This window comes from Roseovarius tolerans, from assembly GCF_900109855.1.
Taxonomy (GTDB): domain Bacteria; phylum Pseudomonadota; class Alphaproteobacteria; order Rhodobacterales; family Rhodobacteraceae; genus Roseovarius; species Roseovarius tolerans.
In genome coordinates, this window is record NZ_FOBO01000005.1 from 159,147 (window position 1) to 184,748 (window position 25,602).

Consider the following 25,602-nt stretch of genomic DNA (forward strand, 5'->3'; position numbering starts at 1 on the left):
GTGGTTCAGACGACTTGACGCCGATAGTGGCGCTTTTCTAGGCTTGGGTATGCGTGGAGTGATCTCTCATATTGCAAACCGGCTGTGGATCGTGGTTGCGTCTCTTGGCTTTATGCTGGACGTGGAGCAGGCGTGCGCCGATGACAAGCGATTTCGGCTGAGCGCGCCTGCCGCCCTCGTGGAGACTGGCTTGCTCGATTACTTGCTGCCGCGATTTTCGCTCAAGACCGGGGTGCGGATCGAGATCGTAGGCCCGGCTGATCCGACAGAGATGACGATTGGCCCCGAGGCGGGGCGGCCTGTCTTCAAGGGTGAAGCCAATATTTGGCGCATGGCCCTCAACGGCGATCACCCCGGGGCGGCGCGGTTTGCCGAGTGGCTGACCTCCGAGATCGGGCAGCGCACTGTCACCAGCTATGAGGTTGCGGGCCGCGCGCCCTTTACCCTGCCGGAGGTGGTCGAAGAGGCCGAGGCCATACCTGACTTTGACGGCAACGCGTCCGAGGGCAAGGCGGTGTCGCTGGCGCAATGCGGGCGCTGTCACGTGGTCGCGCTCGAGAACCGAATGAACGCCATGGGCTCCACCCCGTCCTTTGCCGTACTGCGCACGCTGCCCGATTGGGCCGCGCGGTTTCAGAGCTTTTACGCACTCAGGCCGCATGCCGCTTTCACGCAGGTCGAGGATGTCACAGCGCCGTTCCCGATCAACCGGCCCTCGCCCATCGTGCCCGTCGAAGTGACGCTCGACGAGGTGGAGGCGATCCTGGCCTATGTGGCGGAGATGGCCCCCGCCGATCTGGGCGCGCCGATTCAATTTCAGTGATCCTTGCGCTTGCTGAGATAATCCTCGGTCGTGCGGACACGCGGGCGCGGGCCTGCGGCGAACGGATTGTCGTCTGAATGGAACTGCGCGTTGATCCGGCAGCCTTCGCACATCTGGATCATCTTTGCGGCATCCGAGGTGGCGAACATCGAATGCTTGCCCGCAAGTTTCTCGGTGATCCGCGCGATGGTTGATTTCGAGCCGAAAAGCACGCCGCATTCGATGCAGGCAAAGGGCTCTTCCTCGTTGAGCACGACCTGGGTGAGGGCGCTGTCATCGAGATTCATCTGCGGCTCCAGCGTGATCGCCTTTTCAGGGCAGATCGTGGCGCAGATCCCGCACTGCAGGCAGGCATCCTCCTGAAAACGCAGTTGCGGCAGATCCTCGTTATCCATCAGCGCGCCCGAGGGGCAGAGCGAGACGCAGGAGAGGCAGAGCGTGCAGGCATCCTGATCGACCAGCACCGCGCCGTAGGGGGCGGCGTCGGGCAGGGGCAGGGTGCCGCCCTCGGTGTTGAGCGCCTTGGCCGCGAGGCGCGCCACCTGACGGCGGCTGCCCATCGGCAAGACGGGTTCGGGCAGGGTGTGGACTGGTCCTGCATCGTAGAGCGCATCGCAGAGCGCGTCGGGATCGGCGAGGTCGAGCATCCCGACAGGCGCGCCGCCTGCCATGGCCTGCGCCAGTGGCACCTCTTGGTCGAGTGCGTCGCGCTCAGTGCGCGGCGAGAGCAGGATCGAAACGGCTCCAAAGCCCGAGGCGAGGGCCGCGAGGATCTCGGCATGGCCAAAGCCAGAGAGCGCCGACACTTCCAGCGGGATCACATCGGCGGGCAGCCCGCGCCCGTGGCGGGCGGCGAGGCGGATCATCTCGGCCCCATGGCTTGCATCATGCACCAGCAGGCGCGGGGCCGCGCCGCCAGCCTTGCGATAGGCCGAGGCCAGCGTCTGAATGCGCCGAAACGTCATGTCGGGCGGCGGCGCGTCATAGGTGATCGCGCCCGAGGGGCAGCGCGCGGCGCAGTCCCCGCAGCCCGCGCAGATCATCGGGTCAATGCTGACATGATCGCCATCGGGTGAGATTGCGCCGGTGGGGCAGATATCAAGGCATTTGCTGCACCCGGTCTGCTCGGCGCGGCTATGCGCGCAAATCAGCGGCTCGAGCGCCACATAGAGCGGCTTCTCGAACGTGCCGATCATCTGCGCCGCCTCGAATACCGCGTCCGAGACCGTCGTCAGGCTGCCCGGATCGGCGCGCAGATAGCCCTCGCGTTTCTGCGGGGCGGGGAACATTGGCGTGCCTCCCGTGAGGTCGAGAATGACATCGCACTGTGTCTGCCCTCCATCGCGGGGCGCGGTCCAGCGCAGCGCGCCGCGCCCGCCGGGATTGACCTGTTGTAGCGCGTCGAGGCGCAATTCAAATTGGCCCAAGGCGCCGCTTGCCTGCGTGATGTGCCCCCGGATCGCATCGAAATCGCGGGCCTCGGGCGGGTCGCACTCGTCTGTCAGCAGCACCGTGACCCCCAGAAGCGGGGCCAGTTTTTCGGCGGCGGGCATCACCACGTCGGAGGCCCCGATGATCAGGCACAGCCCTTCGGAGATTACGTCCAGGGTCTTTTCCGGGGGTGTCGGCAGCGCCGCCTCGGCCAGCAATGCGGCCATTTTGGGTAGTTTCGGGGCCGGATCCTCGGACCATCCCGCCCGGTCGCGCAGATCGACAAATGCGGGGGTGTCGGCTTCCAGATCGGTGGCCAGCTCCTCGAAAATCCGGGCCTCCTGCGCGCAGCAAATAATTGCCTCGCCGCCCTCGATCGCCTTGGCCGCCGACCCGATCTCGTCGGTGCAAAGCGCGCTGTGGAGCCGCGAGCAGGGCAAGCCGGTGGCCGTCTCCAGCCCCTCGGCGTCGAGCGTCTGTGACGCAGAACAGTCACACAATATCAGTTGCTTAGGCATTTTCACCCCGGGTGTTTTGCACGGCTGGGAAGGCGACGTTTTCGGTCTGTTCGGCGCAAGATTAGGCACGATTCGAAGCCCTCGTAAACAGCAATTCGAATCACGCCATCCGTCCGGGCTCGGCGCAGAGAGGGTGATTTTAATCCCGATTGATTCTGTTTGGATTCAAGGTCTTGCAATGCGGCATCGCAGCATCGAGAGGGTTCATGTGGACAAAATGTCCAATCCTGTCTTGTAGCGTCTTGTTGCCGGTTCAAAATGTCCGGGCGGTCGTCAAAGTCTACCTTTGCACACAGAAAAGGCTTTGCCCGGTCAGGAAACTGAACCAATCTGGGTTTACGCAGCAAGGGGATGGCACAGCGCGTGACCCATAGCCACGAAAAAGAGGTGACGATGCCGGTGGGGATCGTGATCCGAAAGTCGCCCGGTGTAACCCGGTGGGCGGCGTGGTCGTGGCGGGCTATAGCGGTCTTGCCCGGGGCCGGTCCTGCTGAGTGGCGCGAATTGCGCCGCGAGGGCGAGGCGGTGGAGTACCATGCCGCGACCGTGCAGGTCGAACTGCACCACACCCAGACAGAAGCGTATCTGCAAGGCATTTCAGCCAAAGTTCCCGCCGTTTACGTGGTGATGCGCAACGGCCCAGCGGCGCATCGCGATGGCGCGCCGCTGGAAGTGCTTCTGGCGACCGCATCACCCTTTGAGGCGCAGGATTATGCCGATACCGGCGAAGAGATCGTCGAGAAGGTGCCGATGCCCGAAGGTCTGGTGGCGTGGGTGCGCGATTTTGTCGAGGCGCACCATCAGGACGAGGAATTCAAGAAGCGTCGCCGCGACAAGCGCACCATCGGCGACGCGCAGGATGGCATCGGCGATCCGCGCATACCGCAGATGAGCGACGTGTATCGCGCGCCGGTGATGGCGCGCAAAGGGAGGCTGCATTGAGCCGGGGAGGCGATTTCTGGTCGCGCCGCAAGGCGCAGGTCGAGGCAGAGGCCGAGGCACAGGCCCGCGCGACGGAGGCGCAGGCGCGCGCGGTACAGGACGCGGAGCAGGCGGAGAAGAGCGATGACGACCTCTGCGAAGAGCTGGGCCTGCCCGATCCCGACACGTTGCAGCCCGGCGATGATTTCCGCGCCTTCATGGCCAAGGCCGTGCCCGACCGGCTGCGCCGCCGGGCGCTGCGGCGTCTGTGGCTGAGCAACCCGGCGCTCGCCAATCTCGATGGTTTGATCGATTACGGTGAGGATTTCACCGACAGTGCGACGGTGATCGAGAACATGCAGACCGCCTATCAGGTGGGCAAGGGCATGACCGCCCATGTCGAGGAGATGGCGCGGCAGGCCGAGGCCGAGGCGCAAGCTGCAGAGCAGCCGGAGCCAGAGGAGGCCCCGCAGGAGACGGAAGACGAGACACCGCCGCAGGTGGCCGAAGCTGAGGAGCCGCAGGAGGTGGCGGAGCCGTATGTCTGGGCCGACACATCTGAGGCTGAAGAGGCCGCGCCACCCCGCCGCCGCATGCGGTTCGAGTTTGACGACACAGCCGGAGCATCGGCATGACCCAGCAAGAGGCCTTTATGCAAGACCAGACCGCCACGCCGGAGATCACCGAGGAGGACGCGCTGCGTGCCGATCTCTATGATTTCCTTGCCGCCCTTCTTGCACGCCCGCCGGGGCAGGACCTGCTCGACAAGACCGCCGCGCTGAGCGGCGATCAGAGCGATATGGGGCAGGCCATCGCGGCGCTGGCCCGCGTCGCGCGCGTCAGCAAACCCGGCGCGGTCGAGAGCGAGTTCAACGCGCTTTTCATCGGGCTGGGCCGGGGCGAACTGCTGCCCTATGCCAGCTACTACCTGACCGGATTTCTCAACGAAAAGCCGCTCGCCGGGCTGCGCCGGGACATGGCCGCGCGCGGCATGACGCGGGCCGAGAATGTCTATGAGCCCGAGGACAATATCGCGTCTTGCATGGAGATGATGGCGGGGTTGATCCGGGGCCGCTTCGGCAAACCCGCCACGCTGGCCGAGCAACAGGTTTTCTTTGCCAAGCATGTCGGCCCATGGGCCGGGCATTTTTTCAGCGATTTGGAGGCTGCGCGCAATTCGGTTCTCTATGCCTCGGTCGGCGTTGTCGGCCGGGTGTTCATGGAGATCGAGGCGCAGGGCTTTCGGATGAGCGCGGGCTGATCCCGCGCCGTAACCGGTGGGCACGCGCTCACCATAACCAGAGGAGGGGAACCTTCATGACCCGGAAACCCGAGGATGGCAGCAGCCGCCGCGATTTCCTCAAGATGGCCGCCACCGGCGCGCCCGCTGTCGCGGTCGCAAGCGTGGTGACCGCAGGCAAGGCCGAAGCCGCCGAGCCCGACCTGACATCGGACAAGATGCAGGACACCGCGCATACCCGCGCTTACTTCGACAGCGCCCGGTTCTAAGTTCCGGACGCCGTCCAACACCGCTGACGACTGGTTGCGTGACGCCCGACTGTCAGGGGAAACCGCAGTACCCAGCCTGAATTCAGGCCCAGGGAGGAGAGAGAAACATGCTTAGGAAAAAGACCAACGGGGTTGCGCGACGCCCCCAGCGGACCAGTATCCTGTCTGAGGTCGCCGACAAGTCGGTCGACCGCCGCGCGTTCCTGCGCGGCAGCGGTCTGGCCATCGGTGGCCTGGCTGCCATCGGGGCCATGGGTGGCACAGTCACCCGCGCGAATGCCCAAAGCGCCGCCGTCGAGGCGGTGCAAACCGTGAAATCCGTCTGCACGCATTGCTCGGTCGGCTGTACGGTCGTGGCCGAGGTGCAAAACGGTGTCTGGACGGGTCAGGAGCCCGGCTGGGACAGCCCCTTCAACTTGGGCGCGCATTGCGCCAAGGGCGCGTCGGTGCGCGAGCACGCGCATGGCGAACGCCGCCTCAAGTATCCGATGAAGAAAGAGGGCGGAGAGTGGAAGCGCATCAGCTGGGAACAGGCGATCAACGAGATCGGTGACGGCATGATGAAGATCCGCGAAGAGAGCGGCCCGGATTCGGTCTATTGGCTGGGCAGCGCCAAGCACAATAACGAGCAGGCCTATCTCTTCCGCAAGTTCGCCGCCTATTGGGGCACCAACAACGTGGACCATCAGGCGCGCATCTGTCACTCGACGACCGTGGCAGGCGTTGCGAATACATGGGGCTACGGCGCCATGACCAACAGCTACAACGACATCCACAACTCCAAGGCGATCTTCATCATTGGCGGCAACCCGGCGGAAGCACATCCCGTCAGCCTGCTGCATGTGCTGAAGGCCAAGGAAGAGAACAACGCCCCCCTCATCGTCTGCGATCCGCGCTTTACCCGCACGGCCGCGCATGCCGATGAATATGTGCGCTTCCGTCCCGGGTCGGACGTGGCGCTCGTCTGGGGTATCCTGTGGCACATCTTTGAGAACGGCTGGGAGGACAAGGAGTTCATCCGCACCCGTGTCTGGGGCATGGAACAGATCCGCGACGAGGTGGCCAAGTGGACGCCCGAAGAGGTGGAGCGGGTGACCGGTGCGCCGGGCAGCCAGCTGCGCCGCGTGGCACGCACGCTCGCCAATAGCCGTCCCGGCACCGTGATCTGGTGCATGGGTGGCACGCAGCACACCAACGGTAACAACAACACCCGCGCCTATTGCATCCTGCAACTGGCGCTCGGCAACATGGGCACCGCCGGTGGCGGCACCAACATCTTCCGTGGCCATGACAACGTGCAGGGTGCGACGGATCTCGGCGTTCTCAGCCACACCCTGCCGGGCTATTACGGCCTTGCAAAAGGGTCCTGGGCGCATTGGGGCCGGGTCTGGGGCGAGGATATGGAGTGGCTCGACGCCCAGTTCGCCACGATCAAAGACAAAGATGGCAAGGATCAGTCGCTCCAGCAGTTGAGCGGTATCCCGGTCAGCCGCTGGATCGACGGCGTGCTCGAAGACCCCGACAACATGGACAACCCCAACAAGGTGCGTGCCATGGTGCTCTGGGGGCATGCGCCCAACAGCCAGACGCGCGGCAAGGAAATGAAGACGGCGATGGAACAGCTCGACATGCTGGTCGTGGTCGATCCCTATCCGACGGTCTCGGCGGTCATGCATGATCGCACCGATGGCGTTTACCTGCTGCCGGCCTGTACCCAGTTCGAGACGCGCGGCTCTGTCACCGCCTCGAACCGCTCGCTCCAGTGGCGTGACCGCGTGGTTGAGCCTCTGTTCGAGAGCAAGCCGGACGAGGTCATCATGGCCAAGTTCGCCAACAAGTTCGGCTGGGCCGATCGGTTCTTCCGCAATATCGAGATGGACGACCCCGAGACGCCGAATGTCGAGAGCATCACCCGCGAGTTCAACCGCGGCATGTGGACCATCGGCTACACCGGGCAGAGCCCTGAGCGGATGAAGCTGCACATGGCCAATCAGCACACCTTTGACCGCACCACGCTGCGCGCGGTCGGCGGTCCTGTTGATGGCGAGACCTACGGTCTGCCGTGGCCTTGCTGGGGCACGCCCGAAATGGGGCATCCGGGCACGCATATCCTCTACGATATGTCCAAGCCGGTCTCCGAGGGTGGTCTGACCTTCCGTGCGCGCTTTGGCGTCGAGCGGGATGGCGACAACCTGCTGGCCGAAGGCGTCTACTCGGCGGGCTCCGATATCCAGGACGGATATCCGGAATTCACCATGCAGATGCTGATGGATCTGGGTTGGGACAGCGAGCTGACCGACGAGGAACGCAGTGCGATCGACGCGGTCGCGGGCGCAGGCACCAACTGGAAAACCGACCTCTCGGGCGGCATCCAGCGGGTTGCGATTGCCCATGAATGCGCCCCCTTCGGCAATGCCAAGGCGCGCGCTGTGGTCTGGACCTTCCCCGACCCGGTGCCGATCCACCGCGAGCCGCTCTATACCAACCGGCGCGATCTGGTGGCGGATTATCCGACCTACGAGGACCGGCACGCCTACCGCCTGCCGACCATGTATGCCTCGATCCAGAAGAATGACTTCTCGAAGGATTACCCGATCATCCTCACATCCGGCCGTCTGGTCGAATACGAGGGTGGCGGCGACGAGACGCGTTCGAACCCATGGCTTGCGGAATTGCAGCAGGACATGTTCGTCGAGATCAACCCGCATGATGCCAACAATATCGGCGTGCGGGACGGATCGCAGGTCTGGGTCGAAGGGCCCGAGGGCGGAAAGGTCAAGGTGATGGCGATGGTGACCGAGCGCGTGGGGCAGGGTGTGGCTTTCATGCCGTTCCACTTCGGCGGTCATTTCGAGGGCAAGGACCTGCGGGAGAACTATCCCGACGGGGCCGATCCATATGTCTTGGGCGAGAGTACGAACACCGCCCAGACCTATGGCTACGACTCGGTCACGCAAATGCAGGAGACCAAGGCGACTCTCTGCAAAATCGTTGCAGCATAAGGAGATACTGATATGGCAAGAGCAAAGTTTCTGTGCGACGCCGAACGCTGCATCGAATGCAACGCCTGCGTCACCGCCTGCAAGAACGAGCACGAGGTGCCGTGGGGGATCAACCGCCGCAAGGTGGTGACGATCAACGACGGCAAGCCTGGTGAGCGGTCGATCTCGGTCGCGTGCATGCACTGTTCGGACGCGCCCTGCATGGCCGTCTGTCCGGTGGATTGCTTCTACCAGGACGAGGAGGGTGTGGTTCTGCACTCCAAGGACCTGTGCATCGGCTGCGGTTATTGCTTCTACGCGTGCCCGTTCGGTGCGCCGCAATTCCCGCAGGCGGGCAACTTCGGCAGCCGTGGCAAGATGGACAAGTGCACCTTCTGCAAGGGTGGCCCGGAAGAGAACCACAGCCAGGCCGAGTTCCAGAAGTACGGGCGCAACCGGATCGCCGAGGGCAAGCTGCCCATCTGCGCCGAGATGTGTTCGACCAAGGCGCTTTTGGCCGGTGATGGCGATGTCGTCTCGAGCATCTACCGCGAACGCGTCGTGGCGCGCGGCTTTGGCTCGGGCGCATGGGGCTGGGGTTCGGCCTACGGCCAGCAAAGCGGCGGCTAATTCCGTCACGGACCGGCCGGGCACTGTCCCGGCCGGGGACCGATGCCGGGTGTCCTAGAGACGCCCGGCATCGGAAACTTTAAAGGTTTCCGATCCGATTTCCTAGAAGGAAATCGGAGCCTTATACAATGATCGAGGATATGATGCGCGCTTTACTCAGCATGGCTCTATGTCTCCTGCTCGCCCTGCCCGCTGCGGCACAGGACACGCCCGCCCCGTCCGGCCCCGACCGCTCGGCCACCGGGGGGGCGCAGACGCTTGAAGATATTCTCGCCCGCCAACGCGGTGAGCCGGTCGATGACAGCTTTCGCCGCAATGCCACGGGCGGCGATGATGCCGCGGGCATGGCCGGGCAGTTAGGGTCGCTTGGCGGGGCATCCGATTCCGAGGTCTGGCGCGCGCTGCGCTACGGGCTCGATGACGTCAAGGTGTCGTCGGGCGGGCCGGAGGCACGCGTGCTCATTCAGGATGGCGGCATGTCCTGGCTGGCGTTCCGCCAAGGACCGCTTGCGACTTATGGCGCCTATCTCCTTGGCATCACGCTGGCGCTGCTTGCGCTCTTTCTCCTGATCCGTGGCCGTATTCGGATCGACGGTGAAAAGACCGGCCGCACTGTCACCCGGTTTCAGGCCGTCGAGCGGTTTGGCCATTGGCTCATGGCGGGCTCGTTCATCGTGCTGGCCATCACAGGGCTGGTTGTGCTTTTCGGTCGGATGGTGGTTATCCCGCTTCTGGGGCATGAGGCTTTCTCGACCATCGCGGTGGGTTCGAAATGGGTGCATAACAACATCTCATGGGCCTTCATGCTGGGCCTCGTGATGGTGTTCTTCATGTGGGTTCTGCACAACATCCCCAACCGGACCGACCTGAAATGGCTGGCTGTTGGCGGGGGCATCTTCACCAAGGGCGTGCATCCGCCCGCCAAGAAATTCAACGCCGGGCAAAAGATGATTTTCTGGGCGACCATCGTGTTTGGGGCCTCGATTTCGGCCTCGGGCCTGTCGCTGCTCTTCCCGTTCGAGTTGCCGATGTTTGCCAAGACCTTTGTGATCCTCAACGACACCGGCTTGCCGCAGGCCGTGGGTTTTGGGGTGCTGCCCGAGATGCTTGCTCCGCATGAGGAAATGCAGCTGGCGACGCTGTGGCATTCGATCATGGCCTTCGTGCTGACCGCGATCATCCTCGCGCATATCTATATCGGCTCTGTCGGGATGGAGGGCGCGTTCGACGCCATGGGCTCGGGCGAGGTCGAGGAGCAATGGGCGCGCGAGCATCACGGTTTGTGGCTCGAGGAGTTGCAGGAGAAGGGCCACGCGCCCGACCCCGGCCCAAATCGCACCAAGGCCGGCACGCCCGCGGAATAGCCATGCGCGTGCTAGTGCTCGGTCTCTGGCTCATGGGGCTGGCGGGGGTCTACCCGCTGGCGGCGCAGGAGTTCACCACGCTCAAGGGGCATGGTGGGCCGGTCATGGGGCTGAGCGTCTTGCCGGGCAGTGGTCAGGTGGTGTCGGCCAGTTTCGACAATTCCGTGGGTCTCTGGCAGGGCCGCGCCCCGCGCTGGTTCGAAGGGCACGCGGCGGCGGTCGTGACGGTAGAGCCTTTGGACGAAGACCGTGTCGTCAGTGGGGGCGATGATTTCGCGGTCATCATCTGGGACCGGGCCACCGGCGAGGGGCAGCGCCGTGAAGGGCATCAAGGCAAGATCGCGGCCCTCGATGTGTCGCCTGACGGTGACTGGATCGCCTCGGCAAGCTGGGACGGCTCCATCGGTCTCTGGCCCGTGGCGGGGGGCGAGGCGCGGTTTCTCAAGGGTCATGATGCGGCGGTCACCGATGTGGCGTTCAGTGAAGATAACAGCCTTCTCTATTCCTCTTCCGCCGATGGCACCCTGCGCGAATGGCAGTGGCGCGAGTTCGGCGCGCCGCCGCGCGAGTTGCTCAATCAGGGGTTTGGCATCAACCGCATCGTGCTGGGGTCGGGGGATACGTGGCTGGCCTATGGCGCGGTCGATGGCGCGACGCGTGTCGTGGACCCGGCAACGGGGCGCGAGATTGCCGATTTCACGCTCGACCGCCGCCCGGTCCTGTCGCTCGCCTTTCATGCCGAGACGGCGCAGCTCGCGGCTGGGGATGGGCACGGCTACATCATGGTGATCGACACCGACGATTGGCACATCGCGCGGGATTTTCAGGCGATGGCGCGCGGCCCGGTCTGGGCGCTCGAATTCTCGCCCGATGGTGGCATGATCTATGCCGGGGGGCTGAGCGAGGTGATCTATGGCTGGCCGGTGGATCTGCTCGACGATTACGACCCGGCGGGCGCTGTCGAGCACAGCTTTCTGCGCCCGGCGGAAGAGATGGACAACGGCGAGCGGCAGTTCATGCGCAAATGCTCGATCTGCCACGCACTGACGCCACCGCCGTCGCGCAAGGCGGGGCCGACACTGCACGGTATCTTCGGGCGACGCGCCGGAACGCTGCCGGGCTATGCCTATTCCGACACGCTGGACGGTGCCGATATCGTCTGGAGTGAACAGACCATAGACGCGCTGTTCGACCTTGGGCCGGATCACTACATCCCCGGCTCCAAGATGCCGATGCAACGGATCACGGCACCTGAGGACCGGCAGGATATGATAGACTACCTGCGCCGGGCCACTGCAACAGAAGGGAACTGAGAAATGAAAGTCATGATTGCGGCCTTTGTCGCCTGCGGGATCATTACCGCTGCGGCACCTACCGTCCTGAGTGAGTTGGGTTACACATCCGAAGCCAAGCGCGCGGGCGATGCTGTCCGGTTGGGTGACGCGGCTGAATGACGGCCAAGCCTGAGCCCGATGAGACCCGCGACGACTATGGTGAGAACCTGTCGCGCGCCGCCGTGCTCATCATCGACGATGAGCCGGGGATGCGGAATTTTCTGATCAAGACGCTCGGGCCGCGCTGCAAGCGGGTGGAACAGGCGCGTTCTGCCGAGGAGGCGGGCGAGATCCTCGATCAGGTGCATTTCGATCTGGTGATCCTCGACAATGTGATGCCGGGCAAGAGCGGGCTTGATTGGCTGGAGGAGCAGCGGCAGGTCGGGCTCTTTGCCGATACGATCCTGATCACCGCCTATGCCGATCTCGATACCGCGATCAAGGCGTTGCGCGCGGGCGTGAGCGATTTCGTCCTCAAACCGTTCCGCGCCAACCAGATCCTGAACGCGGTGGCGCGCGCGCTCGACCGCAAGTATCTGGCGCGCGAGAACTACCTGCTGCGGCACGAGCTGTCGGAGGGCGGGCAGGCGGCGCGTGGGCGGCTTCTGGGCAATTCCGCCCCCGTGCTGGCGGTGCGCGAGATGCTGACCAAGCTGGCCCCCCTGCCCACATCCGTTCTCTTCACCGGGGCGAGCGGGACCGGAAAGGAGATCGCGGCACGTACCCTGCACGGGCTGTCGGACCGGGCGGAAAAGCCCTTTGTCGCGGTCAATTGCGCCGCGATTTCTTCAGACCGCATCGCCGAGGAACTGTTCGGTGTGGTCGAGGATGGGCGGCCGCGCAAGGATGGGCTGTTGCTGCATGCCGATGGTGGCACGCTGCTGCTGGATGAGGTGGCGCAACTGCCCGAACATGTGCAGGCCGGGCTTTTGCGTGTGCTGGAGGACAAGCGGATCAGGCCCTTGGGCTCGGAACGGGAAGTCCCGCTCAACCTGCGCTTTCTCTTCGCCACCAATGCCGATTTGCAAGAGGCGGTGCGGGCAGGGCGTTTTCGCGCCGATCTCTACCACCGGATCAATATCGTCAATGTCGAGATGCCCCGGCTCAAGGAGCGCGCCGAGGATATCGTTGAACTGGCCGCCCTTTTCATGAGCGAGTTTTCCCGCTCGCTCGGCATGCCGGCGCTGGAACTGAACGAGGAGGTTCTGCTCAAGCTCAGCCGCTACGACTGGCCCGGCAATGTGCGCGAATTGCGCAACCTGATCGAACGCTCGGTGATCCTCGGTGAGTTTCCCGAGGAATTCGCGGGATCGGGACGTGTCACCGGGACACAGGCCATCGAGACGCTGGAGTTGGTCGAACAGCGACACATAATGTCCGTGCTCGACGCCTGTGGCGGCAACCGCGCCGAGGCGGCGCGGCGATTGGGCGTGGCGCGCAAGACCGTGGATCGCAAATGTGCGGCCTGGGGCATCTGATCCCGCTGCGCCAGAATTGAAAATGCCGGGTTCATTCCCGAACCCGGCATTCTTTTCCCAGTGAGAGGGTCTTGCCCGATCAGTCCCAGCCAACCTCGTTGAAGATGGTCTGTGCATCGGCGGCATGGGCCTTGAACGACGCGGTCGGCGTTTCGTTGTCGGGGATGAACAGCCCCATCTTGGCGACATGCTCGCCGATCGGCACGCCGGACATGACGGGATATTCGTTGTTGGCATTGGCGAACTGCGCCTGCGCCTCTTCGCTGGCGAGGTATTCAAGAAGTGCCGTGGCCTCATCCTTGTTGGGCGCATTGGCGGCGATGCCGGCGGCGGCAAGATTGACATGTGCGCCGCGTCCGCTCTGGTTCGGCCAGACCCAGCCGATGCCGTCGATGCCGCTGGTCAGCCCGTCCACGTCGCTGGCGAGGCCCCGGGCGAAGTAATAGGTGTTCGCCACGGCGATGTCGCACTCACCCGAGACGATGCCGCGCAGCTGGTCGGTATCGCCGCCCTGCGGTTCGCGCGCCATGTTATCGACGATGCCTGCGGCCCAGTCCTTGGCGGCCTCTTCGCCGTGATTCTCGATGATCGAGGCCATCAGCGACTGGTTGTAGATGTTCGAGGACGACCGAATGCAGATTTGCCCTTTGTAGGCGGGGTCGGCCAGGTCTTCGTAGGTGCGCGGCGGGTTTTCGACCCGCTCCTTGGAATAGAAGATGATGCGCGCGCGCTGCGAAAGGCCCGTCCAGAGGTTTTCATCGTCGCGCAGATGCGCCGGTACGTTGGCCTCGATCGTCTGGGACTCGAATGGCTGGAGAAGACCGCGCTCTTCGGCGCGCGAGATGCGGCCCACATCGACGGTCATGAACACGTCGGCGGGGCTGTTGGCACCCTCGGCTTCCATCCGCGCCATCAGCTCGTCGGCCTTGGCCTCGATACGGTTGATGGTGATGCCGGTTTTCTCGGTGAAGGCGGCATAGAGTGCATCGTCGCTGTCATAGTGGCGGCTGGAATAGAGGTTGACCTCTTGCGCGAAGGCAGGGGCGGTCAGGGCCATGAGGGCGGTGACGCTCATCGCGGCTTTGAACAGGTGCATCGGGAGTCCTTTCAGGTTTCCGAGTGAATTCGTGGGGTATTCCTACGAATTACTGACTAAAAGAGTCAATAGTATTTCCGACAAAATCAGTCGGGTCACTAAATGGAAAAGCTGATCACAAGACAGACGGGCTGCGGTGTCTGCGCCAGAGGCTGCTGCCGAGCGTCGTTGCAGCAAAGATCATCGCGGCTGCGCAGACGATGGTTGGTCCCGTGGGCGTGTCCATCGCGAAGGACGCCCGCAGACCGCCTAGCGCCGAGGCGGCGGCGATCAGGGTTGCGATGAGCGCCATTCGTTCGGGTGTTGAGGCCAGAGGGCGGGCGGCGGCGGCGGGCACAATCAGCATGGCGGCTATGAGCAGCACGCCCACCACCTTGATCGCCACCGCTACGACCACGGCAAGCGCGAGCGTGAGGACCAATTGTTCGCGACGCGGATCAATCCCCGCCGAATAGGCGAGATCCGGGCTGAGCGTCGCGGTCAGGAGCGCCTGCCACCGCCATGCGAGCAGCCCCAGCACGAGCGCCGCGCCGCCCCAGATCACCGCCAGATCACCTTGGCTGACCGCGAGGATGTCACCGAAGAGATACGCCATCAGGTCGATCCGCACGCCCGACAGAAACGATACCGCCACGAGACCAAAGGCGAGCGCGGAATGCGCGAGAACCCCAAGCAGCGTGTCCATCGCAAAGCCGCGCCCCGACAGCGTCGAGACGGTGGTGGCCATAATCAGGGACATCACCAGTGCACCGACGAAGACCGACATCGAAAAGGCCAATGCCACGGCCACGCCGAGGATCGCGGCATGCGCGGTGGCGTCGCCGAAATAGGCCATGCGCCGCCAGACGACAAAACTGCCAAGGGGTGCAGCCGCAATCGCCACGCCAAGCCCGGCGAGGGCCGCGCGCATCAGGAAATCGTCAAGCATCATTCGGCGGCCTCATGGCTGTGCGGATTGTCGTGATCATGATCATGGCCGTGGTCATGGTCGTGGCGGTAAAGCGCAAGAGCGCCCTGTGTGCCGCTGCCGAAGATGGCGCGGTATTCCTCGGCCTGAGCGACAATCTCGGGGCGGCCCTCGCAGCAGACATGACCATTGAGGCAGATCACCCGGTCGCTAGCACTCATCACCACGTGCAACTCGTGGCTGACCATCAGCACGGCGCAGCCGATTTCCTGCCGAACCTCTTCGATCCGGCGGTAGAACGCGGCGGAGCCCGGTTGATCAAGGCCCTGCGTGGCCTCGTCGAGAATCAGCAAGTCAGGATTTTCCATCAGCGCCCGGGCCAGAAGCACCCGTTGAAATTGTCCGCCCGAGAGATCGGTCATCTGACGGTCCCGCAGGTCGGGCAGCCCTGCCTGTTCAAGCGCCGCACGCACGGTTGCGGGCGCGTGGCGGCGCGGCAGGCTAAGGAACCGGGCCACGGTGAGGGGCAGGGTCGGGTCGATATGCAGCTTTTGTGGTACATAGCCGATGCGCAGCCCCGGCGAGCGGCGGATCTGCCCCTTCGCCGGTTTGATCGCGCCGATGATGGTGCGCAGGAGCGTTGATTTGCCCGATCCGTTGGGGCCGACGATGGTCACGATCTCGCCCCTGTCGATGGCGAGGCTCACATCGTGCAGCACCATGGCCCCGCCTAGGCGAACCGCGATCCCATTGGTCTCGATCAGGCGCATGCGGGATGTCCCTCGCGGCAGTTGGGGCACAGGCCGACGGCCTCAACCACGGCCTGTTCGATGGCAAAACCCGCCTCGTCGGCGGCCTTGCCCAGAATACCGCGCGTCGGTTCGGCATGGGCCTCGGCCACGGCATCGCAATTGCGGCAAATGAGGAAGGCGGGGGTGTGCGTCTGGCCCGGATGGGTGCAGGCGATGAAGGCGTTGAGCCGTTCGACCTTGTGTGCGAAGCGGTGGCTGACGAGGAAGTCGAGCGCACGATAGGCGACCGGCGGCTGCGATCCCAGACCTTCGTCGCGCAGCACGTCGAGAATTTCATAAGCCCCCATGGCGCGGTGCTCACTGAGCAGGATTTCCAGGACCCGGCGGCGCACGGGGGTGAATTGCAGTTTGTGCGCGGCGCACTGCGCCTCGACGGCTGAAAGGGCACCCTGCACGCAGCTTTTGTGGTCATGCTGCTCGAATCCGATGGTGTCCATGCCGGGCCTCCACTGCGGTAATTTTTGGGCTTGATATGTTATAGAGTTACAATTATCAAGCCTGCTGATGCGTTATGATATTACATACAATGAGGGTCTTCCATGTCTATCCGAGTCATTGCAACGCTGAGTGTCGGCTTGGGTTTTTCTGGTGCCGCACTGGCCGAGACGCCCAAGGTTGCAACCGATATCACGCCAGTGCATTCGCTCGTGGCACAGGTCATGGAAGGGGCAGGCGCGCCCGCTCTGCTGATTGCGCCGGGGGCATCGCCACACGGGTACGCGATGCGCCCGTCCGAGGCGTCGGCACTGGAGGCAGCCGACCTTGTCTTCTGGATGGGGGAGGGGCTGACGCCCTGGCTTGAAGGGGCGATCGCCTCGCTGGCCGGGGATGCGCATGTGATTGCCCTTCTGGGGGCCGCCGAGACGCGCGTTTTACCATTCCGCGAGGGCATTGCCTTTGATGAGCATGACGAGCAGGACAACGACGACCACGGCCACGATGACCACGACGACCATGGCCACGATGACCATGACCACGATGACCATGACCACGACGACCACGGCCACGATGACCATGGCCATGACGACCATGATCACGGCCACGCCCATGACGGGGCCGACCCGCATGCTTGGCTCGATCCGGCGAACGCACGGGTCTGGCTGGGTGTCATCGCCGAAGAACTGGCAGAGCACGATCCGGAAAACGCAGCGCTCTACAAGGCAAATGCCGCAGCGGCACAAGCAGAGATTGCCGCTCTTGAGGTCGATATCGCCGAACAAACTGCGCCGTTGCGCGACGTGCCGTTTCTCGTGTTTCACGACGCGTACCAGTATTTCGAAACGCGGTTCGACATAGCTGCGGCGGGGGCCATCGCACTCGGGGATGCCGCGGATCCAGGGCCTGCGCGGGTCGCAGCGCTTCGGGATATGGCGAAAGAGCGTGACATTGCCTGCGTCTTTTCCGAGCCGCAATTCGACCCCAAGCTGGTCCGCAACGTCTTTGGTGATAGTATCGGGCATGGTGTGCTTGACCCCCTCGCAAGTGATGTTGTTCCCGGCCCTGCACTCTATTCGGAAATATTGCGTGGTATGGCGCGCGCTATGACAGAATGCCTAGGTACGCAGGACTGAGTCTCTAACCAAGGCAGCCGGATACGCAGCGTAAAACTTGCGCCGCCTCGCATTCCCGCACATTCTGTCGCGCAGGGATCACCCGCGCGGGAGAGGCGGGACATAAAGGGAGGACGGACCGATGGGTTTCACATCGCGGCAGGATGCGCTCGACATTCAGAACGAGATGCCTTGGGAGGCGCGCGACAGACCGGCGACGCTTTACAAGATGCTGAGCGCGACGGCGCAGGCCTTTCCGGATCGTCCGGCGCTCAGTTATCAGCTGCTTTCGGGCCCTACCGACAAGGCGCAGACGCTGACATGGCAGCAGTTTCACGATCAATGCTGTCAGGCGGCCAATCTTTTCCGCAGCCTGAAGCTGGCCGAAGACGATGTGATCGCCCTGGTCCTGCCCAACTGTGTCGAGACCGCCGTCGCAACCATCGGCGGGGCCATTGCCGGGATCGTCAACCCGGTCAACCCGCTCTTGGAACCCGAACAGATCAGCGCGATCCTGCGTGAGACCGGGGCCAAGGTGGTGGTCACGCTCAAGGCCTTCCCCAAGACCGACATCGCGCAAAAGACCGCCGAGGCCGTGCGCCACGCGCCCGATGTGCATACCGTCTACGAGATTGACCTCAACCGGTATCTCACCCCGCCGAAAAGCTGGATCGTGCCGCTGGTCCGGCCCAAAAACCCGACCGGCCACCATGCCGATGTGCTGGATTTCAACAAGGCGATGGCGGGGCAGAGCAAGACCCTGACTTTTGCGGATAGCGACGGTGACCGGGTCGCCGCCTATTTCCATACTGGCGGCACCACCGGCATGCCCAAGGTCGCGCAGCATAAATATTCGGGCATGATCTATAACGGCTGGATCGGGCACACGCTGCTCTTCACCGAAGACGACAACGTGATGTGCCCGCTGCCGCTGTTTCATGTCTTTGCCTGCCACGTGATCCTGATGGCCTGCATCAAATCCGGCGCGCATGTGGTCTTTCCCACGCCCGCAGGCTATCGCGGCGAGGGCGTGTTCGACAATTTCTGGAAGCTTTGCGAGCGCTGGAAGATCAGCTTCGTGATCACCGTGCCGACCGCCGTCTCGGCGCTGATGCAGCGCAAGGTGGATGCCGATCTCAGCACAGTCAAGAACGCTTTCTCCGGCTCTGCGCCGATGCCGATGGAGCTGTTTACCCGGTTCGAGAGTGCCACCGGCATGACCGTGATCGAGGGCTACGGGCTGACCGAGGCGACCTGCCTTGTCTCGGCCAACCCGCCCGAGGGGCAGAAGAAAGTGGGTTCTGTCGGAGTGCCTTTTCCCTATACGGATGTGCGCATCTACAAGGTGGTGGACGAGCAGCCGGTGGAATGTGACACAGACGAAGTGGGCGAAATCTGCATTTCCAACCCCGGTGTCTTTGCCGGCAACACCTATACCGAGGCCGCCAAGAATGCCGGCCTCTATCACCACGAAACCTACCTGCGCACCGGTGATCTGGGGCGGATCGACGGCGATGGCTATCTGTGGATCACCGGCCGTGCCAAGGATCTGATCATCCGGGGCGGGCATAATATCGACCCGGCGGATATCGAAGAGGCGCTGATGGCGCATCACGACGTGGCCATGGCCGGGGCCATCGGGCAGCCCGATGCCCATGCTGGTGAAATGCCCTGCGCCTATGTCGAACTGGTCGAGGGCGGCACGGCGACGGGGGCGGACCTGCTGGAGCATTGCAAGATCCATGTGCATGAGCGCGCGGCCATCCCGAAATATATCGAGGTGCTGGACGAATTGCCCAAAACCGCCGTCGGCAAGGTGTTCAAGCCCGACCTGCGCAAGCACGCGATCACCCGCATATACAACTCGGCGCTGGACAAGGCGGGTCTTGCCGCGCAGGTGACCTCGGTCGTGGATGACAAGAAACGCGGGCTGGTGGCACAACTCACCCGCAAGGGTGACGCGGATGAAGAGGCCATTGGTCACGTCCTCGGGCAATTCGTGCGCCCTTGGGAATGGGCGGAGTAGGCATCAAAGGATAGGTCGGGCGTCACCGGAATGTCATATGCGGAGGTAATACGGCATTCGGGACCAAAGTCCGGTCATGTGTTTCGCCCAAGCCTACAAGGAGACGGCCCATGCCTCAGAAAATCTTCATCTGGGTGGCCCATCCGCGCGAAACTTCGTTTTGTTCCGCTCTGGCCGATGCCTATCAAGCCGGGGCCGAGGAGAGAGGCGCCAACATCCGGCGGATAGAACTGCACGCCATGCGCTTTGCCCTCGACTTCGAAGGCTACGGCAAGGACATGCCCGCGCTCGAGCCCGATCTGCTGACGTGGCAGGAGGCCATCACCTGGGCCGATCACCTGCTGATCGTGCATCCCTATTGGTGGGGGTCGATGCCCGCTCAGGCCAAGGCGGTTCTGAACCGTGCGCTGATTCCCGGCTTCGGTTTTCGTTATCACAAACGCGGCGTGTTCTGGGACAAGCTGCTGACCGGGCGCACGGCGGATGCGATCATCACCTCCGACACGCCGCCCTGGTACGACACGCTGGTCTACCGCAAGCCGGGGCGGCGGGTGTTGCGCAATCAGGTACTGGGATTTTGCGGCATCAAGATGCGCAAGCTGGTCCAATTGGGAACGGTCAAGACCGCCGATGAGGCCAAGCGCGCCCGCTGGATCGCACGGGCGCGCGAGATGGGCCGCAGCGCGGCCTTATGAGACGTCCTTGTAGCTGACTTCGCGCTTGTCTGCCCCGGTCTTCTCGCGCTGCACCACGAGTCGGTTGAGCGCGTGGACATAGGCGCGGGCCGAGGCCACGACGGTATCGGTATCGGCGGACTGCCCGGTCACGATGCGGCCGTCTTCCTCCATCCGCACAGACACGGTGGCCTGCGCGTCGGTGCCCTCGGTCACGGCGGCCACCTGATAAAGCTGCAGCCGCGCCTCATGCGGAAAGAGCGCCTTGACCGCGTTGAAGGTCGCGTCGACCGGGCCATCCCCTGTGGCTTCGGTCGTTTTTTCCTCGCCGTCGATCAGCATGGTCAGTGTCGCCTTTTGCGGCCCGTCGGTGCCGCAGATCACCTGCAAATGCTTGATCTGCAAGCGGTCGCTCTCATCGTCGAGACCAGCATTCACCAGGGCGATCAGGTCCTCGTCATAGACCTCCTTCTTGCGGTCGGCGAGTTCCTTGAACCGCACGAACACATCGCCCAGCTGATTGTCGGCCAAGTCATAGCCAAGGTCATGCAGTTTGGCACGGAGTGCGGCGCGGCCCGAATGTTTGCCCATGACGATATTGGTCGCGGCAAGGCCCACATCCTCGGGGCGCATGATCTCGAAGGTTTCGGCGTTCTTGAGCATTCCGTCCTGATGGATGCCCGACTCATGCGCGAAGGCGTTCTTGCCGACGATGGCCTTGTTGTACTGCACGGCAAAGCCCGACACGGCGGCCACCCGGCGTGAGATGTTCATGATCTTGCGGGTGTCGATACGCGTCTCATAGGGCATGATGTCGCCACGCACCTTGAGGGCCATCACCACCTCTTCCAGCGCGGTGTTGCCCGCGCGCTCGCCAAGGCCATTGATCGTGCATTCGATCTGCCGCGCGCCGCCTGCCACGGCCGCAAGGGCGTTCGCGGTGGCCATGCCCAAATCGTTATGACAATGGGTGGCAAAGACGATCTCGTCAGCCCCCGGCACCTCGTTGATCAGGCGGCGGATCAGATCTGCGCTCTCTACCGGGGCGGTATAGCCTACCGTGTCGGGGATGTTGATCGTGGTGGCGCCAGCCTTGATGGCGATTTCGACGACACGCTTGAGATAGTCCCACTCGGTGCGCGTGGCATCCATCGGCGACCATTGCACGTTGTCACAGAGGTTACGCGCATGGGTTACCGTCTCATGAATGCGCTCAGCCATCTGGTCCATGTCGAGATTTGGTATGGCGCGGTGCAGCGGCGAGGTGCCGATGAAGGTGTGGATGCGCGGGGAATTCGCGTGTTTCACCGCGTCCCAGCAGCGGTCGATGTCCTTGAGATTGGCGCGGGCGAGGCCGCAGATCGTGGCATCCTTGGACTGTTTGGCGATCTCGCTGACGGCGCGGAAATCCCCTTCAGAGGCGATGGGAAAACCCGCCTCGATGATATCGACGCCCATCTCGTCAAGCATCGACGCGATTTCGAGCTTTTCGGCGTGGGTCATGGTCGCGCCGGGCGACTGTTCACCGTCGCGCAAGGTGGTGTCGAAAATCACCACGCGGTCTTTGGTCTGATCTGTCATGTCGGGTCTCTTTCACTGAATCCTAAGCCTGCGGCGCGAAAATGGCACATCCTCTGAGCGGTCGCGCCATGACGGCACGCTCAGAGGCGGCTTAGGCCTAGCAGAACAGCCCGCAGGCCGCGCACTAGGGCGCGGGCTTCGGGAGCGATATGGTTCTGCATCAACATGAGTGAAACTATAAGAGCGGCGTCGCGCGATGAAAACCCCGAAATTTCGGGGCGCAGGTGGAACGGGCTTGAAGCTTTCGCGCAGTCGGCTAGCTCTGCGATCATGGAAAAGGCTTTGATCATAGGTGCATCCGGAGGCATCGGGCATGCGGTGTCCGAAGCGCTGATTGCCCGCGGTGTGGCGGTCACCGGCCTTTCGCGCAGCGCGGACGGGATTGACGTGACTGACGAGGGTTCGGTTGAGGCGGCTTTGGGGCGGCTTGAAGGGCCCTATGACCTGATACTCGTCGCGACCGGTGCGCTAGAGATCGACGGCGCGCGGCCCGAAAAGGCGCTCAAGCAGGTGACGCCCAAGGCGATGATGGATCAGTTCGCGCTGAATTGCATCGGGCCGTCGCTGGTTTTTAAACACGCCGTGCGGCTTCTGCCACGTGACGGGCGCTGCGTGTTTGCCGCGCTCTCGGCGCGGGTTGGCTCGATCGGGGATAACGGGTTTGGTGGCTGGTACAGTTACCGCACTGCGAAGGCCGCGCTCAACCAGATGATCCACAGCGGGGCTATAGAGCTGGGACGCAGCCACCGTGACGCCATTTGCGCGGCGCTGCACCCCGGCACCGTTCAGACGCCGTTCACCGAGAAATACCTGGGCCGTCATCCGTCGGTGCCGCCCGAAGAGGCGGCGCAGAACCTGCTGTCGGTGATCGACGATTTGACAGTCGAGGATAGCGGGCAGTTCTTTGATTGGCAGGGCGCGCGGGTTCCATGGTAGGGCGTATTGTGCTCGTGCTTGGCGATCAGCTGAGCCGTGATCTTTCGGCGCTGAAGGCAGCCGATAAATCCCGCGATATCGTTGTGATGGCCGAGGTGATGGACGAGGGCACCTATGTCCCGCATCACCCCAAGAAGATCGCGTTGATCCTGTCGGCCATGCGTCATTTCGCCGAAGACCTGCGCAATGACGGCTGGCAGGTCGCCTATACGCGGCTGGATGATCCCGACGCCAGCAAGAGCATCGTCGGTGAATTGATGCGCCGGGGGCAAGCGCATGGCACGTCAGAGGTGATCGCCACGCAGCCCGGCGAATGGCGGCTGATCGAGGCGCTCGGGAACGCGCCGCTGACCGTGACGCAACTGCCCGATGATCGCTTCATCTGTTCACTGGACGAATTCGATCAGTGGGCCGAGGGCCGCAAGGAACTGCGGATGGAGTATTTCTACCGCGAGATGCGACGCAAGACCGGCTTGATGATGGACGGCGACACACCGGCGGGCGGCAAATGGAACTATGACCACGACAACCGTAAGCCAGCGAAACCCGACATGCTGCGCGCCCGTCCGATGCAGTTTGCCCCCGATGAGATCACCCAAGAGGTGCTCGATCTGGTCAAGGCGCGTTTTGGCGGAAATTTTGGCGATCTTCACCCGTTCTGGTTCGGTGTGACCTCGGGGCAGGCTAAACGCGCGTTCGACCATTTCGCCAAGAGCCTGCTGCCGGGGTTCGGCGATTATCAGGATGCGATGCTACAGGATGACCGCTTCGTGCATCACTCGGTCATTTCGATGTATCTTAATATCGGCCTGCTCGATCCCGTGGATATCTGCAATCGTGTGGTTGACGAATGGCGAGCGGGGCGGGTGCCGATCAATGCTGCCGAAGGGTATATCCGGCAGGTGATCGGCTGGCGTGAATACATGCGCGGCATCTACTTCCGCGAGGGGCCGGGCTACACGGCGCGCAACACGCTGGGCCAGACCCGCGATTTGCCTTGGTTTTATTGGGGGGGCGAGACGCGGATGAACTGCGTCGCGCAAGCCGTTGATCAGACGAAGGAAGAGGCCTATGCCCACCATATCCAACGGTTGATGGTGACTGGCAACTTTGCGCTGCTCGCGGGCATAGACCCGGGCCAGGTGCATGAGTGGTATCTGGCCGTCTACGCCGATGCGTTCGAATGGGTCGAGGCCCCCAACGTGATCGGGATGAGCCAGTTCGCCGATGGCGGCATCATCGCCTCCAAGCCCTATATTTCATCGGGCAATTACATCGCGAAGATGTCCGATTACTGCGCCACCTGCGCCTATTCGGTGAAGCAGAAGACGGGCGAGGGGGCGTGCCCCTTCAATCTGCTTTACTGGGATTTCCTGATCCGTCACCGTGATCGGTTCGGACGCAATCCGCGCATGGGTCCGGTTTATCGTACATGGGAGAAGATGGACGAGACGCGGCGGGCGGCCGTTCTTGACGGGGCCGCTAAGGTGCTGAAAGACCTCGACGCCGGGCGGGTGGTATAATCACCCTGTGATCAGTCCGCCGTTTCTGTGTTGCGGGTCAGCGCGCCATCTTCCCATGTGCCGGTGGCTTCCTGTCCGCTGGAATAGCGCATCGTGCCCTCGCCCTGACGCTTGCCTGCGCGGAACATGCCTTCGTAGACATCGCCATTGGTGTAGGTGGCCACGCCCGGGCCCGAAATCTCACCGTTTTGCCACTTCCCCTCGTAGACGAAGCCATCAGGCATGGTGATCTTGCCCTGCCCGTGGCGCTGCCCATCGGCGAATTCGCCTTCATAGACGGTGCCGTCAGGATACGTGGCGGTGCCTTGCCCATGTCGTTGCCCGTTCTGCCACGCGCCCTCGTAGCGATAGCCGTCGGGGTAGGTCATGACACCCTGGCCGTGGTTCTTGGCATCGACGAATTCGCCCTCGTAGACCAGGCCGTTAGGATAGGTCGCGGTGCCGCTGCCCTCAATTACGCCGCCGACCCAGTCGCCCTCATAGGTGGAGCCGTCGGGATAGGTGATCTTGCCCTGACCGTTGGCCAGGTCATCACGAAACTCACCCACATAGACCGAGCCATCGGGATAGGTCACGCGGCCTTCGCCGGAAATCTTGCCGGCGCGCCACTCGCCCTCGTAGTGATAGCCATCGGTGCCGGTGAAGGTGCCTTGCCCGTGGCGGCGATCATCTTGGAACTCGCCCTTATAGACATCGCCGTTCTCATAGGTCACACGGCCCGTGCCCTGGCGTCGTCCGGCCACGAGATCACCTTCGTACACATCGCCGTTGGGCTGGATCAGCTTGCCGGTGCCGTCGATCTGGCCTGCTTTCCAAGTGCCCTCGTAGATCAGCCCGTCGGACATGGTAAGCTTGCCGTCGCCTTCGCGCGCGCCACGCGCCACCGCGCCTTCGTAGATCGCGCCGTCGGGATAGGTGATCGTCGCCTGGCCTTCCTTGACCCCGTTGACCCAATCGCCTTCGTAGCGATAGCCGCCGGGGCTTTCCATGCGGCCGCGCCCGTGATGCATCGCATTCAGAAAGCCGCCCTCGTAGCGCACGCCGTTGGCGTAGACGGCGACGCCCTGACCGGTGATCTTGCCGTCGCTCCACTCGCCCTCATAGGTGCCTCCATCGGTGAACACGATCTTGCCGACGCCATTGGGTTTTCCGCGCGCGAACTCGCCCTCGTAGACAGATCCGTTTGGGAAGCGCGCCACGCCGCGGCCCCTGATCTCGCCCTCGACCCACTCGCCGGTATATTCATAGCCATTGGGCAGGGTATACGTGCCGGTGCCATGCTGGAGCCCGTCCTTGAACGTGCCCTCATAGATGCCACCATCGTCATATTGCTTGGTTTCGACCTCGCCATCCTGTGCGGTGGCCACGCCTGCGACCGCAAGAGTGGCGGTCAATATAATCGTCCGTGTCAACAAGCGCGTCATGTCTGCCCCGATGCCCGATCCCGCCCGGTTGCCTGACGGATGCGGCAAATCTAGTGGACGCAGGCAGGCGTGACAACGGGTTTC

Annotated in this window: 23 protein-coding genes; 16 read left to right on the forward strand and 7 right to left on the reverse strand. The window is 63.3% G+C overall.

Annotated elements, in window-relative coordinates; translation table 11 throughout:
- Positions 1-49: 49 nt before the first annotated feature.
- Positions 50-823 carry a hypothetical protein gene (locus tag BMX04_RS06855; protein ID WP_074785571.1) on the forward strand — a complete coding sequence of 258 codons (774 nt, stop codon included), beginning with the start codon at positions 50-52 and terminating at the stop codon, positions 821-823.
- Here BMX04_RS06855 and BMX04_RS06860 read toward each other — a convergent pair.
- Complete coding sequence (locus tag BMX04_RS06860; protein WP_074785572.1) at positions 817-2,772, reverse strand: 4Fe-4S binding protein; 1,956 nt, start codon at positions 2,770-2,772, stop codon at positions 817-819. The genes BMX04_RS06855 and BMX04_RS06860 overlap by 7 nt on opposite strands.
- A gap of 351 nt (positions 2,773-3,123) precedes the next feature.
- Between BMX04_RS06860 and BMX04_RS06865 the strand changes: the two genes are divergently transcribed.
- From BMX04_RS06865 to BMX04_RS06905, 10 genes are all read left to right on the forward strand, one after another.
- Positions 3,124-3,714, forward strand: coding sequence for a DUF3305 domain-containing protein (locus tag BMX04_RS06865; protein WP_244888496.1), 591 nt, complete (start codon positions 3,124-3,126; stop codon positions 3,712-3,714).
- Complete coding sequence (locus BMX04_RS06870; protein WP_074785573.1) at positions 3,711-4,328, forward strand: DUF3306 domain-containing protein; 618 nt, start codon at positions 3,711-3,713, stop codon at positions 4,326-4,328. The genes BMX04_RS06865 and BMX04_RS06870 overlap by 4 nt, the downstream gene beginning before the upstream one ends.
- Positions 4,325-4,954: a TorD/DmsD family molecular chaperone gene (locus tag BMX04_RS06875; RefSeq protein WP_074785574.1), complete on the forward strand. Its 630-nt coding sequence runs from the start codon at positions 4,325-4,327 to the stop codon at positions 4,952-4,954. The genes BMX04_RS06870 and BMX04_RS06875 overlap by 4 nt, the downstream gene beginning before the upstream one ends.
- Before the next feature lie 56 nt (positions 4,955-5,010).
- Positions 5,011-5,202 carry a ubiquinol-cytochrome c reductase iron-sulfur subunit N-terminal domain-containing protein gene (locus BMX04_RS06880; protein ID WP_050664171.1) on the forward strand — a complete coding sequence of 64 codons (192 nt, stop codon included), beginning with the start codon at positions 5,011-5,013 and terminating at the stop codon, positions 5,200-5,202.
- Between the two features lie 107 nt (positions 5,203-5,309).
- Complete coding sequence (locus BMX04_RS06885) at positions 5,310-8,204, forward strand: formate dehydrogenase subunit alpha (protein ID WP_074785575.1); 2,895 nt, start codon at positions 5,310-5,312, stop codon at positions 8,202-8,204.
- 12 nt (positions 8,205-8,216) lie between these two features.
- Positions 8,217-8,813, forward strand: coding sequence for a formate dehydrogenase FDH3 subunit beta (fdh3B, locus tag BMX04_RS06890; RefSeq protein ID WP_050664169.1), 597 nt, complete (start codon positions 8,217-8,219; stop codon positions 8,811-8,813).
- Positions 8,814-8,953: 140 nt separating this feature from the next.
- The gene (locus BMX04_RS06895; RefSeq protein WP_074785630.1) at positions 8,954-10,177 is read left to right on the forward strand and encodes a formate dehydrogenase subunit gamma; all 1,224 of its coding nucleotides are present in this window, start codon (positions 8,954-8,956) and stop codon (positions 10,175-10,177) included.
- Positions 10,178-10,179: 2 nt separating this feature from the next.
- Positions 10,180-11,490 carry a c-type cytochrome gene (locus tag BMX04_RS06900; protein WP_074785576.1) on the forward strand — a complete coding sequence of 437 codons (1,311 nt, stop codon included), beginning with the start codon at positions 10,180-10,182 and terminating at the stop codon, positions 11,488-11,490.
- A gap of 3 nt (positions 11,491-11,493) precedes the next feature.
- Complete coding sequence (locus tag BMX04_RS19370; protein WP_162838267.1) at positions 11,494-11,631, forward strand: hypothetical protein; 138 nt, start codon at positions 11,494-11,496, stop codon at positions 11,629-11,631.
- The gene (locus BMX04_RS06905; RefSeq protein ID WP_074785577.1) at positions 11,628-12,989 is read left to right on the forward strand and encodes a sigma-54-dependent transcriptional regulator; all 1,362 of its coding nucleotides are present in this window, start codon (positions 11,628-11,630) and stop codon (positions 12,987-12,989) included. The genes BMX04_RS19370 and BMX04_RS06905 overlap by 4 nt, the downstream gene beginning before the upstream one ends.
- Positions 12,990-13,068: 79 nt before the next feature.
- Here the strand turns inward: BMX04_RS06905 and BMX04_RS06910 are convergent, their stop codons facing one another.
- The 4 genes from BMX04_RS06910 to BMX04_RS06925 form a co-directional block, all read right to left on the reverse strand.
- Positions 13,069-14,085 (reverse strand): extracellular solute-binding protein, encoded by a 1,017-nt coding sequence (locus BMX04_RS06910; protein ID WP_074785578.1) that lies wholly within the window; start codon positions 14,083-14,085, stop codon positions 13,069-13,071.
- A 115-nt stretch (positions 14,086-14,200) separates the two neighbouring features.
- Positions 14,201-15,013 (reverse strand): metal ABC transporter permease, encoded by an 813-nt coding sequence (locus BMX04_RS06915; RefSeq protein WP_050663480.1) that lies wholly within the window; start codon positions 15,011-15,013, stop codon positions 14,201-14,203.
- The gene (locus tag BMX04_RS06920; protein WP_050663454.1) at positions 15,013-15,762 is read right to left on the reverse strand and encodes a metal ABC transporter ATP-binding protein; all 750 of its coding nucleotides are present in this window, start codon (positions 15,760-15,762) and stop codon (positions 15,013-15,015) included. Before BMX04_RS06920 ends, BMX04_RS06915 begins: the two co-directional genes overlap by 1 nt.
- Positions 15,753-16,241, reverse strand: coding sequence for a Fur family transcriptional regulator (locus BMX04_RS06925; RefSeq protein ID WP_074785579.1), 489 nt, complete (start codon positions 16,239-16,241; stop codon positions 15,753-15,755). The genes BMX04_RS06920 and BMX04_RS06925 overlap by 10 nt, the downstream gene beginning before the upstream one ends.
- Positions 16,242-16,343: 102 nt before the next feature.
- Between BMX04_RS06925 and BMX04_RS06930 the strand changes: the two genes are divergently transcribed.
- From BMX04_RS06930 to BMX04_RS06940, 3 genes are all read left to right on the forward strand, one after another.
- The gene (locus tag BMX04_RS06930; protein ID WP_074785580.1) at positions 16,344-17,375 is read left to right on the forward strand and encodes a zinc ABC transporter substrate-binding protein; all 1,032 of its coding nucleotides are present in this window, start codon (positions 16,344-16,346) and stop codon (positions 17,373-17,375) included.
- A 121-nt stretch (positions 17,376-17,496) separates the two neighbouring features.
- Positions 17,497-19,380, forward strand: a complete 1,884-nt coding sequence (locus tag BMX04_RS06935) for an acyl-CoA synthetase (protein WP_074785581.1) — start codon at positions 17,497-17,499, stop codon at positions 19,378-19,380.
- Between the two features lie 110 nt (positions 19,381-19,490).
- On the forward strand, positions 19,491-20,075 hold the full coding sequence (locus BMX04_RS06940; RefSeq protein ID WP_074785582.1) for an NAD(P)H-dependent oxidoreductase: 585 nt from the start codon (positions 19,491-19,493) through the stop codon (positions 20,073-20,075).
- Here the strand turns inward: BMX04_RS06940 and BMX04_RS06945 are convergent.
- Positions 20,070-21,635 carry a 2-isopropylmalate synthase gene (locus BMX04_RS06945; protein ID WP_074785583.1) on the reverse strand — a complete coding sequence of 522 codons (1,566 nt, stop codon included), beginning with the start codon at positions 21,633-21,635 and terminating at the stop codon, positions 20,070-20,072. The two genes, BMX04_RS06940 and BMX04_RS06945, sit on opposite strands and share 6 nt — an antisense overlap.
- Before the next feature lie 270 nt (positions 21,636-21,905).
- Here BMX04_RS06945 and BMX04_RS06955 point away from each other — a divergent pair, with 270 nt between their 5' ends.
- Entirely contained in the window at positions 21,906-22,571 is a 666-nt protein-coding gene (locus BMX04_RS06955; protein ID WP_074785585.1) for an SDR family NAD(P)-dependent oxidoreductase, read from the forward strand.
- Positions 22,565-24,094, forward strand: a complete 1,530-nt coding sequence (locus BMX04_RS06960) for a cryptochrome/photolyase family protein (RefSeq protein ID WP_074785586.1) — start codon at positions 22,565-22,567, stop codon at positions 24,092-24,094. Before BMX04_RS06955 ends, BMX04_RS06960 begins: the two co-directional genes overlap by 7 nt.
- An 11-nt stretch (positions 24,095-24,105) precedes the next feature.
- Here the strand turns inward: BMX04_RS06960 and BMX04_RS06965 are convergent, their stop codons facing one another.
- Positions 24,106-25,518 (reverse strand): MORN repeat-containing protein, encoded by a 1,413-nt coding sequence (locus BMX04_RS06965; protein ID WP_074785587.1) that lies wholly within the window; start codon positions 25,516-25,518, stop codon positions 24,106-24,108.
- Between the last annotated feature and the right edge of the window lie 84 nt (positions 25,519-25,602).